Origin of the sequence: Pseudoxanthomonas sp. SGNA-20, from assembly GCF_003931635.1 — a bacterium.
Lineage (GTDB): Bacteria > Pseudomonadota > Gammaproteobacteria > Xanthomonadales > Xanthomonadaceae > Pseudoxanthomonas.
The window spans coordinates 17,596-29,305 of sequence record NZ_RRYK01000010.1 but is presented as its reverse complement, the minus strand read 5'-3'; the positions used below and the strand labels follow the sequence as shown (position 1 = coordinate 29,305).

General features: G+C 72.6%; 15 protein-coding genes. 11 read left to right on the top strand and 4 right to left on the bottom strand.

What is annotated here, in order from left to right; all coding sequences use genetic code 11:
• Positions 1–6: 6 nt before the first annotated feature.
• Entirely contained in the window at positions 7–1,089 is a 1,083-nt protein-coding gene (locus tag EIM48_RS13935) for a DUF2066 domain-containing protein (RefSeq protein ID WP_233581703.1), read from the bottom strand.
• A gap of 177 nt (positions 1,090–1,266) precedes the next feature.
• Here EIM48_RS13935 and purM point away from each other — a divergent pair, with 177 nt between their 5' ends.
• The 4 genes from purM to EIM48_RS13915 are packed head-to-tail and all read left to right on the top strand — an operon-like array spanning position 1,267 to position 4,482.
• Entirely contained in the window at positions 1,267–2,295 is a 1,029-nt protein-coding gene (gene purM / locus EIM48_RS13930; RefSeq protein WP_125111940.1) for a phosphoribosylformylglycinamidine cyclo-ligase, read from the top strand.
• 7 nt (positions 2,296–2,302) lie between these two features.
• Entirely contained in the window at positions 2,303–2,986 is a 684-nt protein-coding gene (purN, locus tag EIM48_RS13925) for a phosphoribosylglycinamide formyltransferase (protein WP_019397481.1), read from the top strand.
• Between the two features lie 46 nt (positions 2,987–3,032).
• Positions 3,033–3,797, top strand: a complete 765-nt coding sequence (locus tag EIM48_RS13920; protein WP_028915341.1) for a DUF3108 domain-containing protein — start codon at positions 3,033–3,035, stop codon at positions 3,795–3,797.
• 1 nt (position 3,798) lies between these two features.
• Positions 3,799–4,482, top strand: a complete 684-nt coding sequence (locus EIM48_RS13915) for a DUF3108 domain-containing protein (protein ID WP_125076927.1) — start codon at positions 3,799–3,801, stop codon at positions 4,480–4,482.
• A gap of 19 nt (positions 4,483–4,501) precedes the next feature.
• On the opposite strand, the gene EIM48_RS13910 is transcribed toward EIM48_RS13915, so the two are convergent.
• The 3 genes from EIM48_RS13910 to EIM48_RS13900 are packed head-to-tail and all read right to left on the bottom strand — an operon-like array spanning position 4,502 to position 6,370.
• On the bottom strand, positions 4,502–4,804 hold the full coding sequence (locus EIM48_RS13910; RefSeq protein ID WP_125108298.1) for a hypothetical protein: 303 nt from the start codon (positions 4,802–4,804) through the stop codon (positions 4,502–4,504).
• On the bottom strand, positions 4,805–6,088 hold the full coding sequence (gene murA / locus EIM48_RS13905) for a UDP-N-acetylglucosamine 1-carboxyvinyltransferase (RefSeq protein ID WP_125076928.1): 1,284 nt from the start codon (positions 6,086–6,088) through the stop codon (positions 4,805–4,807).
• Positions 6,089–6,139: 51 nt separating this feature from the next.
• Positions 6,140–6,370 carry a BolA/IbaG family iron-sulfur metabolism protein gene (locus EIM48_RS13900; RefSeq protein ID WP_019397476.1) on the bottom strand — a complete coding sequence of 77 codons (231 nt, stop codon included), beginning with the start codon at positions 6,368–6,370 and terminating at the stop codon, positions 6,140–6,142.
• 64 nt (positions 6,371–6,434) lie between these two features.
• Between EIM48_RS13900 and EIM48_RS13895 the strand changes: the two genes are divergently transcribed.
• The 7 genes from EIM48_RS13895 to raiA are packed head-to-tail and all read left to right on the top strand — an operon-like array spanning position 6,435 to position 11,634.
• On the top strand, positions 6,435–7,430 hold the full coding sequence (locus tag EIM48_RS13895) for a KpsF/GutQ family sugar-phosphate isomerase (RefSeq protein ID WP_019397475.1): 996 nt from the start codon (positions 6,435–6,437) through the stop codon (positions 7,428–7,430).
• A gap of 25 nt (positions 7,431–7,455) precedes the next feature.
• Positions 7,456–8,022 (top strand): 3-deoxy-D-manno-octulosonate 8-phosphate phosphatase, encoded by a 567-nt coding sequence (locus tag EIM48_RS13890; RefSeq protein ID WP_026010263.1) that lies wholly within the window; start codon positions 7,456–7,458, stop codon positions 8,020–8,022.
• Positions 8,019–8,576, top strand: coding sequence for an LPS export ABC transporter periplasmic protein LptC (lptC, locus tag EIM48_RS13885; protein WP_125111913.1), 558 nt, complete (start codon positions 8,019–8,021; stop codon positions 8,574–8,576). Before EIM48_RS13890 ends, lptC begins: the two co-directional genes overlap by 4 nt.
• A complete protein-coding gene (lptA, locus tag EIM48_RS13880; RefSeq protein WP_026010262.1) occupies positions 8,554–9,081 on the top strand; it encodes a lipopolysaccharide transport periplasmic protein LptA in 528 nt (175 codons plus the stop codon). Before lptC ends, lptA begins: the two co-directional genes overlap by 23 nt.
• Positions 9,081–9,803 carry an LPS export ABC transporter ATP-binding protein gene (gene lptB, locus EIM48_RS13875; RefSeq protein WP_125111912.1) on the top strand — a complete coding sequence of 241 codons (723 nt, stop codon included), beginning with the start codon at positions 9,081–9,083 and terminating at the stop codon, positions 9,801–9,803. Before lptA ends, lptB begins: the two co-directional genes overlap by 1 nt.
• A gap of 42 nt (positions 9,804–9,845) precedes the next feature.
• On the top strand, positions 9,846–11,258 hold the full coding sequence (locus EIM48_RS13870; RefSeq protein WP_125111911.1) for an RNA polymerase factor sigma-54: 1,413 nt from the start codon (positions 9,846–9,848) through the stop codon (positions 11,256–11,258).
• Positions 11,259–11,316: 58 nt separating this feature from the next.
• Complete coding sequence (gene raiA / locus EIM48_RS13865) at positions 11,317–11,634, top strand: ribosome-associated translation inhibitor RaiA (protein WP_019397469.1); 318 nt, start codon at positions 11,317–11,319, stop codon at positions 11,632–11,634.
• Positions 11,635–11,710: the final 76 nt, after the last annotated feature.

The window sequence follows — 11,710 nt, the reverse complement described above, 5'->3', positions numbered from 1 at the left end:
GCCGGCTCATCGGATGCGGTACTCCCCGGGCACGCCCTCCACCGGCTCCACCGGCGCGTTCTGGCCGAGCATGCGGTCGAACCCGGACAGGCCGGTGAGCAGGTCGAGGTCGAACTCCACGCGGTCGCCGCTGGCGCGCACCGGCGCGATCCGGCGCACCACCGGCAGCCGCTGCAGCAAGGCCGAGACCTGCAGGTAGTCCTCGGCCCCGTGCAGCCCGGTGACCACGACCCGGTAGGTGCCGGCCGGCTCGGACACCGGGACCTTGGCGTAGCGCTGGATCAGCGCGTCGGCGGCCACGTCGGCGCCGCTGGACAGCGCGCGCCGCGGGTCGGATTCGTTGACCGTGCGGGTGGCCAGCACCCGCCCGGCGTCGACGAAGGTCCAGTCGGTGGCCCAGCCGTTACCGCTGCGGTACATCTTGCCGATCAGCTGCATCGGCGGGCTGTAGCGGGCCGAGGCGCGGGCCACGGCGGCGGTGTCGCCGCGCCAGATCGCGCCGACCACCGCCTGCTCGGCGGCGCCGCCGGACGGCAGGCCGAGGCGGTAGCCACGCTCGACCGCGCGGTCCAGCAGCGGACGCGCGGCATTGACCTGGCCGGTGCCCAGCAGGCGCGGGCCGCTGCCGTCGTCGATCGCCAGCCACACCACCGGCTTGGGCCGCGGCTGCGCCCACACCGGCAGGCCCAGCGCCGAGACCAGGCCGTCGACCAGTTCCGGGTGGAAGCGCACCACCAGCATGGTGCGGAAGGTGGGCGCGCCGCCGGGCGAGGTGCTCTGGTCCTGGCGGTAGTCGTAGCTCTCCACGTAGGCGTCGGCGTTGCGCAGCTCCTGCGCCACGCCGGGGCGGTTGGCCACCGCAGGGTCGCCGGAGAGCTTGGACAGCACCTGGACCAGGGCACGGGCGAAACCGGCCGCGCGCGCCGAATCGGCCTGGCTGCCGACCTGCACCTCGGCCGCGTACAGGCCCTGCGCGGCCGCCACCTCGCCTTCGGTGCGCAGCCCGTCCTGGGCCGCTGCCGGCGCGAAGGGCAGGCACAGCAGCAGCGCCAGGAACAGGGTCAGGCCGCGGCGGACGGGCATGGGGATCCTCGATGGACGGGGAATACCGGGGAATTGTTGCCCGAACCGCATGCCCGCGCCAATCGACGCAGCGCGAAGGCGGGACGCCGGGCGTCCCCGGCCGCGGCGCGGCTGCTAGAATCGCGGCCCTTCCCCGCAGCTGCCGCAGGCCCTGACGTGAGCCAGACTCCTACGCCCACTCCCCTGACCTACCGCGACGCGGGCGTGGACATCGACGCCGGCAACGAGGTCGTGGAGCGGATCAAGCCGCTGGTGCGGCGCAGCTTCCGCCCGGAGGTGATGGGCGGCCTGGGCGGGTTCGGCGCCCTGTTCGACCTGTCCGGCAAGTACCGCGAGCCGGTGCTGGTCTCCGGCACCGACGGCGTCGGCACCAAGCTCAAGCTGGCCCAGCAGCTGGGCCGCCACGACACCATCGGCATCGACCTGGTCGCGATGTGCGTCAACGACATCCTGGTCCAGGGCGCCGAGCCGCTGTTCTTCCTGGACTACTTCGCCACCGGCAAGCTCGACGTGGACACCACGGTCGCGGTGGTCGGCGGCATCGCCCGCGGCTGCGAGGAGTCCGGCTGCGCCCTGATCGGCGGCGAGACCGCCGAGATGCCGGACATGTACCCGCCGGGCGACTACGACCTGGCCGGCTTCGCCGTGGGCGCGGTGGAGAAGTCGCAGCTGCTGGACGGCTCCCGCGTGCGCGAGGGCGACGTGCTGCTGGGCATCGCCTCCTCCGGCCCGCACTCCAACGGCTATTCGCTGATCCGCCGCATCTACGACCGCGCCGGCCGCCCGGCCGAGCTGGTCCTGGAGGACGGCAGCAAGCTGGTCGACGCGCTGATGGCCCCGACCCGGCTGTACGTGAAGCCGGTGCTGGCCCTGCTGCGCGAACACGGCGAGGCGATCCACGCCATGGCCCACATCACCGGCGGCGGCCTGACCGAGAACATCATCCGCGTCATCCCCGAGGGCCTGGGCCTGGACATCGAGGCGCAGGCCATCGTCCTGCCGCCGGTGTTCGCCTGGCTGCAGCGCGAAGGCGCGGTGGCCGACGAGGAAATGTGGCGCACCTTCAACTGCGGCATCGGCTTCGTGCTGGTGGTGCCGCAGGACGCGCTGGCCGCGATCGGCGCCGCGCTCGACGCCCAAGGCCTGGCGCACCGCGCCATCGGCCGGGTGGTCGCGCGCGCCGGCGGCGACGGGCGCGTGCGCATCGCCTGAGGCACCCATGGCCCCTACCGGCGGGCGCCAGCCGCGGCTGGCGGTACTGGTCTCCGGCCGCGGCAGCAACCTGCAGGCGGTGCTGGACGCGATCGACGAAGGCCGCCTCGACGCCGAGGTGGTCGGGGTGTTCTCCGACCGCCCGGAGGCGCCGGCGCTGGCCAAGGTCGCGCCGGAGCTGCGCTGGAGCCGCAAGGCCCGCGCCTATCCCGACCGCGCCGCGTTCGACGCCGACCTGGCCGAGGCGGTGGCCGCCTGCCGCCCGGACTGGATCTTCTGCGCCGGCTACATGCGCATCCTCGGCGATGCCTTCGTGCGCCGCTTCGAAGGCCGCCTGCTCAACGTCCACCCCTCGCTGCTGCCGCTGTACAAGGGCCTGCACACCCATGCGCGGGCGCTGGAGGCCGGCGACGCCGAACACGGCGCCAGCGTGCACTTCGTGGTCCCGGAACTGGACGCCGGCGCGGTGGTGGCCCAGGTGCGCATCCCGGTGATGCCCGGCGACACACCCGACACCCTGGCCGCGCGCCTGCTGCCGCACGAACACCGGCTGGTCACCGCGGTGCTCGGGCTGGCGGTGGCCGGACGCCTGGCTGAACGCGATGCACGGGTCTGGGTCGACGGTCAGTGCCTGTTTAAACCGCTGCAACTAGATTCCGCGGGCGCCCTGAAGCCGGAATCACGCGCCTGACACCGGCGCGCGGGCATGCTTCCCCGTCGTCCCCTGCCCGAGCCGCATGCGCCCCATCCTCGCCTCCCTCCTGCTGCTGACCGCCAGCGCCCTCCAGGCGCAACCCGCCCGTGCGCAGGAAGCGGCGCCGCCCGGCCTGCCCGCGCTGCCGCCGGCGCCACGCGTGCTGGAACCGTTCCAGGCCACCTACGAGGCCTGGTACCGCGGCCGCCCCGCCGGCAGCGCCACCATGCGCCTGGTGCGCCAGGACCCGCGGCACTGGACGATCGAGCTGGACCTGCGCGCCGAGCGCGGCGTGGCCAGCCTGGCGCGGCTGAACATCCACCAGAGCACACTGTTCGACGAGCACGACGGCCACTACCGCCCCCTGGGCCAGAACACCGAGCGGCGCGCGGTGCTGTTCGGCAAGCAGGTCAGCGGCAGCTACGATTGGGGCGCGATGCAGGCGCGCTGGAGCGGCGACATCAGCCGCGAGCGCCGGCGCCCGGTGCCGCTGCAGCCGGGGGACATGAGCGCCCTGCTGATCAACCTGGCGCTGATGCGCGACGCCCGCCCCGGCGCGGTGCTGGAATACCGCTTCGTCGACGGCGGCCGCGTGCGCGGGCACGTCTATCATGTCGGGCAGACGCCGGAGACGCTGGCCGTGGGCGACATGAGCTACGAGGCCTTGCGGGTCGAACGCCGCGACCGCGACGGCGACCAGACCCTGGTCTGGGTCGCCGACGGCGTGCCCACCCCGATCCGCATCCTGCAACGCGAGGACGGCGAGGACGAGGTCGACCTGCGCCTGATCGAGTACCGAGGAGCCTGAGATGAACCGGACCCGCCCCCTGATCCGCCTCCCGCTGCTGCTGGGCCTGCTCGCCGCCGCCGTGCCGGCGCTGGCGATGGAGCCGTTCACCGCCGACTACACCGCCAGCTACATGGGCATGCGCGCCGACGGCACCATGACCCTGGCGCGCGAGTCCGGCGACCGCTGGAAGTACAGCCTGCGCATCCGCAACCAGGTCGCCGACCTGAGCCAGGTAACCGTGTTCGACGAGCACCAGGGCACCCTGCGTCCGCTGAGCAGCAGCGACAGCTCGGTGGCGCTGATCAAGCGCAAGTCGGTGCAGGCCAACTACGACTGGAAGGCCGGCCAGGCCACCTGGAGCGGCGACGTCAAGCCCGAGCGCCGCGGCCCGGTGAAGCTGCAGCCCGGCGACATGGACGCGCTGCTGATCAACCTGGCCGTGGCCCGCGACCTGGCCGCGGGCAAGCCGCTGTCCTACCGCCTGGTCGACGAGGGCCGGGCCAAGCCGCTGCGCTACGAGGTGGCCGGCAAGGAGCAGATCACCGTCGCCGGCAAGCCGCGCCAGGCCACCAAGGTGGTGCGCCGCGACGACAAGCGCGAGACGATCGCCTGGATCGTGGCGGAAATGCCGGTGCCGGCGCGCATCCTGCAGCGCGAGAACGGCCAGGACACCATCGACCTGACCCTCAAGGCGCTGCGCTGAGCGCGGCGCCCTGGCCGGTTCACTCCTCGGCCTTGAACACCGTCTGGCACTGCACCCGGATCACCTCGCCGCTGCGGAACCAGCGGAAGGTGGTGCATTCGCGGTTGCCCTCGCTGCTGCGTTCGGCGGTCACCGCGTAGAACGACTGCAGGATCTCGGCGCGGTCGACCACGCCGTCGCCGTTCCAGTCCATGTCGGAGGTCTCGACCCCGCGGGTGGCGGCCATGCCCAGCCAGCCGGCCACGCCGATCAGCACCAGCATCGCCGCCAGCAGGCCCAGCAGGACCTTGCGGCGGGTGGTCATGCGTCCTCGCAGCAGCATTCAGCCCTCCCCTTGCCGCGCGTCGATGCGGCGGATGCTGGCGCCCAGCGCGCCGAGCTTGGCCTCGATGTTCTCGTAGCCGCGGTCCAGGTGGTAGATGCGGTCGATGGTGGTTTCGCCCTGCGCCACCAGGCCGGCCAGCACCAGGCAGGCCGAGGCGCGCAGGTCGGTGGCCATCACCGGAGCGCCGCTGAGGCGCGGCACGCCGCGCACCACCGCGGTATGCCCGTCGATCTGGATGTCCGCGCCCAGCCGCAGCAGTTCGTTGACGTGCATGAAGCGGTTCTCGAAGATCGTCTCGCTGATCACGCCCACGCCCTCGGCCACGCAGTTGAGCGCCATGAATTGCGCCTGCATGTCGGTCGGGAACGCCGGGTACGGCGCGGTGGTCAGGCTGACCGCGCGCGGGCGCCGGCCCTCCATGTCCACGGTGATGCTGTCCGCGGTGGTGGCGACCGTGGCGCCGGCCTCGCGGAGCTTGTCCAGCACCGCTTCCAGGGTATCCGGCCGCGCGTTGCGCGCGGTCACCCGGCCGCCGGTCATGGCTGCGGCCACCAGGAAGGTGCCGGTCTCGATCCGGTCGGGCAGCACCACGTGGCGGCCGCCGCCCAGGCGCTCCACGCCGTGGATGGTGATCCGCGCGGTGCCCGCGCCCTCGATCCGCGCGCCGAGCGCGTTGAGGCAATCGGCCAGGTCGACCACCTCCGGCTCCATCGCCGCGTTCTCCAGCACCGTGGTGCCCTCGGCCAGGGTGGCGGCGGCCATCACGTTCTCGGTGCCGGTGACGGTGACCATCTCGAACACGAAGCGCGCGCCCTTCAGGCGCCCGGCGCGGGCCTTGATGTAGCCGTTCTCGACGCTGATTTCCGCGCCCAGTGCCTGCAGCCCGCGGATGTGCTGGTCCACCGGGCGCGAGCCGATCGCGCAACCGCCCGGCAGCGCCACCTCGGCCGCGCCATGGCGCGCCAGCAGCGGGCCCAGCACCAGGATCGAGGCGCGCATGGTCTTGACCAGGTCGTAGGGGGCCACGTGGTTGCGCACCGTGCGCGGGTCGACCACCAGGCTGCGCGCCAGCTCGCCCTGCTTGTAGTCCACGCTCGCGCCCAGCTCGCCCAGCAGCTTGAGCGTGGTCATCACGTCGTGCAGGTGGGGGACGTTGGCAATCTCCACCGGCGCGTCGGCCAGCAGGGTCGCGCACAGGATGGGCAGGACGGCGTTCTTGGCGCCGGAGATGGCGACTTCGCCGCGGAGCGGCGCGCCGCCGCTGACTACGATCTTCTGCATGGGAACCCGGGTACGGGGGAAACGGTGGGAAACGGCGCCATGCGGCGCGCCTCAGGCGGCTTCGTCGGGGGTCACGGTCCGGAGCGACAGGGCGTGGATCGCCCCGCCCATCAGGTCGCCCAGGGTCGCGTAGACCATCCGGTGGCGGGCCAGCGGCAGTTTGCCGCGGAAGGCCTCGCAGACCACGGTCGCCTCGAAGTGCACGCCATCGTCGCCCTGCACGTGGGCTTTGGCACCGGGCAGGCCTTGCTCGATCAGGCGGGCGATGGTGTCGGCGTCCATGAAGCTGTTGGCCTAGAATGAAGCACCCTAGTCTAGCGAATCCGGGCCGCTCCCGGGCCGATACATGAGCGCAGCCGCCGAGTCATCCGCCGAACCCGCGCAGCTGGCCGCCGCCGGCAGGCGCGTGTTCCAGGTCGAAGCCCAGGCCCTGGAAGCGGTCGGGCAGCGGGTCGGCGAGGACTTCGCCCGCGCCTGCCGGCTGATCCTGGCCTCGCGCGGGCGCCTGGTCTGCACCGGCATGGGCAAGTCCGGGCACGTGGCGCGCAAGATCGCCGCCACCCTCGCCTCCACCGGCACCCCGGCGTTCTTCGTCCACCCCGGCGAGGCCGGGCATGGCGACCTGGGCATGATCACCGACGCGGACATCGTGCTGGCGCTGTCCTATTCCGGCGAGTCGGACGAGGTGCTGATGCTGCTGCCGGCCCTGCGCCGCCAGGGCAACAAGGTGATCGCGATGACCGGCCGCCCGCAGTCCACCCTGGCGCGCGAGGCCGACATCCACCTGGACGTGGGCGTGCCGGCCGAGGCCTGCCCGCTGCACCTGGCCCCGACGTCCTCCACCACCGCCTCGCTGGCCATGGGCGACGCCCTGGCGGTGGCGCTGCTGGAGGCGCGCGGCTTCACCGCCGACGACTTCGCCCGTTCGCACCCGGCCGGCAGCCTCGGCCGGCGCCTGCTGCTGCACGTCACCGACGTGATGCACGGCGGCGAGGAACTGCCCTGCGTCGGCGAGGACGCCAGCGTGGCCGAGGCGCTGGTGGAGATGAGCCGCAAGCGCCTGGGGATGACCGCGATCGCCGCCGCCGACGGACGCCTGGCCGGGATCTTCACCGACGGCGACCTGCGCCGCGCCCTGGACCGCGGCATCGACGTGCGCCAGGCGCGGATCGCCGAGGTCATGACCCGCAACCCGCGCACGATCGACGCCGGGCAGATGGCCACCGAGGCCGCGCACCTGATGGAGCGCCACCGCATCAACGGCCTGATCGTGGTCGACGCCGAGCAGCGCCCGGTGGGCGCGCTCAATGTTCACGACCTGTTGCGAGCACGCGTGGTTTAACCGCCCCATGTCCCCGGAACCGATCGTGGCCTACGACCCGCTGTCCCTCGTCCCCCCGGAAATCGCCGAGCGCGCGCGCCAGGTCCGGCTGGTGTGCCTGGACGTGGACGGCACCCTCACCGACGGCCGCCTGTACTTCGACGCCGCCGGCAACGAGATGAAGTCCTTCAGCGTGCTCGACGGCCAGGGCCTGGTGCAGCTGCGCCGCTTCGGTTTCCACGTCGCGCTGATCACCGCCCGCCCCAGCCTGGTGGCGCAGAAGCGCGGCGCCGACCTCGGCCTGGAAACCCACATCGGCGTGGCCGACAAGCTCGCCTGCATGGACGAACTGCTGGCCCGCCACGGCCTGGCGCGCGAACAGGCCTGCTTCGTCGGCGACGACCTGCCGGACCTGGACTGCCTGTGCGTGGCCGGCCTCTCCGTGGCGCCGGCCAACGCCCATCCGTGGATCGCCGAACGGGTCCACTGGCGCACCCGCGGCCGCGCCGGGGAAGGCGCGGTGCGCGAGGTCTGCGACGTGCTGCTGGCGGCGCACGGCCACGTGCCGGCGATCCTCGCCGGGCACGGCTCGCGCGACGGACGCCGGGCATGAACTGGCGCCTGCTCCTGGGCCTGGTGCTGCTGGCGGCCGCCGCGGCCACCGGCTGGTCTGCCTGGCAGATACGCGGGCGCGAGGCGCCGGCGGCCGCCACCGGCGAGCGCTCGGACTACGTGCTGCGCGACTTCGAACTGGTGATCCTCGGCAAGGACGGGCTGGAGTCGGTGCGGGTGCAGTCGCCGGAGCTGCAGCGCCGCGAGGACGAGAGCATGGACCTGGAGCAGCCGCTGTTCCTGGCCCCCGCCGAGCCCGGGCCGTGGCGGCTGTCGGCCGAGCGTGGCTGGATCAGCGCCGACGGCGAGCTGCTGCGCCTGGAGGGCAACGTCGCCGGCGACAGCGACCCGGCCAGCCCCGCCCCGAGCAGCTTCCGCACCGACGTGCTGGAATTCCTCCCGGCGCAGGACCTGGCGCGCACCGACCGCCCGGTGCGCGTCACCCGCCCCGGCCTGCTGCAGACCGGCAACGGCATGGAAGCCAACCTCAAGACCCGCCAGTACCGCCTCCTTTCCCAGGTCAGGACTCGCTATGAACCTTCCGCGCGCCCTTAAGTCCCGGACCGCCGCCCTCGCCGTGCTGGCGCTGGCCACGCTGTCCTCCACCGCCCTGGGCAAGAGCTCGGACCGCAACCAGCCGATGACGCTGGACTCGGACAACTCCGACTGCAGCCAGGCCAGCGCAGACTCGCGCTGCGTCTTCACCGGCAACGTCGAGATCGTGCAGGGCACCCTGCACATCACCGCCGCGCGCGCCGAGATCGTGCAGCGCGGCGGCGAGATCGAGCAGGTGGTGCTGACCGGCAAGCAGGCCACGATGCGCCAGGAGATGGACGACGGCGCGACCATGAACGCCCGCGCCGACCGCATCGTCTACGAGCCGAAGAAGGAGCTGCTGACGCTCACCGGCAACTACACGGTCGAATCCCCGCGCGGCAGCAACAGCGGCCAGCGCATGGTCTACAACATGGCCAGCGGCCAGATGCAGAGCGGCGGCGACGGCACCCGCGTGCGCACCGTGATCCAGCCACGCGCCCAGCAGAACAAGGAAGGCAACTGATGCTCGTCGCCGAAGGCCTGCGCAAGAAGTACAAGCAGCGCGAGGTGGTGCGCGAGTTCGGCCTCTCGCTCGACGCCGGCGAGGTGGTGGGCCTGCTCGGCCCCAACGGCGCCGGCAAGACCACCTGCTTCTACATGATCGTCGGCCTGGTCGCCGCCGACACCGGGCGCATCGTGCTCGATGGCCGCGACATCACCGCCGAGCCGATGTACACCCGCGCCCGCCTGGGCGTGGGCTACCTGCCGCAGGAACCCTCGGTGTTCCGCAAGCTCACCGTGGCCGACAACATCCGCCTGGTGCTGGAGCTGCGCGAGGACCTCAAGGACGGCGACGCGCTGGAAGCCGAGCTGTCCTCGCTGCTGGACGAGCTGCAGATCGGCCACGTCGCCGACCAGCTCGGCGCCAGCCTGTCCGGCGGCGAGCGCCGGCGCTGCGAGATCGCCCGCGCCCTGGCCGCCAGGCCGCGGCTGATGCTGCTGGACGAGCCGTTCGCCGGCGTCGACCCGATCTCGGTCGGCGAGATCCAGCGCATCGTCACCCACCTCAAGAACCGCGGCATCGGCGTGCTGATCACCGACCACAACGTGCGCGAGACCTTGGGAATCTGCGACCGTGCGTATATCCTCGCCGAGGGACGCGTTCTGGCGCAGGGGGCCCCGGACGCACTGCTGGCCAACCCGGACGTGCGCCGGGTCTACCTCGGGGACACCTTCCGCCTCTGACCCCCTGGCCCGGCAGCCCCAGGCTTCCTTTCTGGCAGGGACATGAAGGCACGGCTGCAGACATCGCTGGGACAGAGCCTGGTCATGACGCCGCAGCTGCGCCAGGCCATCCGCCTGTTGCAGATGTCCACGGTGGAGCTGCAGGCCGAGGTCGCCGAGGCGATCGAGACCAATCCCCTGCTGGAGTGGGCCGACGAGGCCTACCAGGAGCCGGTCGCCGCGGGCGACGGCGACGGCGCGGCTGCCGCGCCCTCGGACGATGTCCCGCCCGAGGGCGAGGACTGGGCGCCGGACGAGCCCGCCTGGCAGGCATCCGGCGGCGGCTACGACGAGGACGGCGACGACGCGGCCGAGCGCATGGCCGGGACCGAGACCCTGGCCGACCACCTGCTGTGGCAGCTGCACCTGTCGCCGCTGTCGGCGCGCGACCGCCGCATCGGCGCCATGCTGATCGACGCCCTGGACGAGGACGGCTACCTGCGCGAACCGCTGGCGTCCATCGCCGAGGCGCTGCTGCCGGAAACCCGCGCCAGCGAGGAGGAGATCCTCACCGTGCTGCACCAGCTGCAGCGCTTCGATCCGCCCGGAGTGGGCGCGCGCGACCTTGGCGAGTGCCTGCGCCTGCAGCTGGAAGTCCTGCCCGAATGCACCCCCGGCCGCGCCCTGGCCCTGCGCATCGTCGCCGCGCCGCTGGAGCGGCTGCCGAAGATCGGCACCGAGGGCCTGGCCCAGGAACTGCGCGCGCCGCCGTGCGACGTGGAGCAGGCGGTGCAGCTGGTGCGCTCGCTGGACCCGCGCCCGGGCAAGCGCATGGCCGAACTGGAACACGACAGCTACGTCGTGCCCGACTGCATCATCTGGCGCCAGCGCGGGGTGTGGAAGGCGGCGCTGTCGCGGCAGGCGCAACCGAAGGTCGCCATCCACCGCGGCTACGAACAGCTGATCCGGCGCTGCGGCGACAGCGACGCCGGCTACCTGCGCGGCCAGCTGCAGGAGGCGCGCTGGCTGCTCAAGAGCCTGGAGGCGCGCGGCGAGACCCTGCTGAAGGTCGTGCGCTGCCTGCTGCGCCAGCAGGCCGGGTTCCTGGAGTTCGGCGAACAGGCGCTGCGTCCGCTGACCCTGCGCGAGGTCGCCGCCGAGCTGGGCCTGCACGAATCCACCGTCTCCCGCGCCATCGCCCGCAAGTACGTGCGCACCCCGCGCGGCACCCTGCCGCTGAAGGCGTTCTTCGCCTCCGGCATCGACACCGACAGCGGCGGCGAGGCCTCCAGCACCGCGATCCAGGCCATGATCCGCCGCCTGATCGACGACGAGAACCCGCGCAAGCCGCTTTCCGACGCCAAGCTGGCCGACCTGCTCAAGCAGTCGGGCGTGCCGGTGGCGCGGCGCACGGTGGCGAAGTATCGTGAGCTCATGAACATTCCGGCGTCGCACGAGCGGGTCCGCATCGGCTAGGCGCGTGACCGGCATCGTGCGGGGCCGCCCACAGCGGCAACCACAAAGGAGGTTCACGATGCGCATCGAAACGTACGGCCAGCAGCTGGAGATCACCCCGGCCCTGCGCGATTACGTGGAGGAGAAGCTGCGTCGGCTCGACCGGCATTTCGACCAGCCGATCGCCGCCCGCGTGCAGCTCGGCCTGCGCAAGCCCTCCCACCGCGCGGCCGCGGACCTCTCCGTCCCGGGCCGTACCCTGCACGCCGAGGCCGAGGCCCAGACCATGTACGCGGCCATCGACCTGCTGGCGGACAAGCTGGACCGCCAGATCCTCAAGCACAAGGAAAAGAACCAGGACTACCAGGCGCCCCGCGTCCTCCCGGACGTCGGCTGACCCGCCCCCGCCGCCCGGCCGGCACCCGCCCGGCCGGGACGCGCGAGCCCGTTTGGGCGACAATCACGCGACCCCT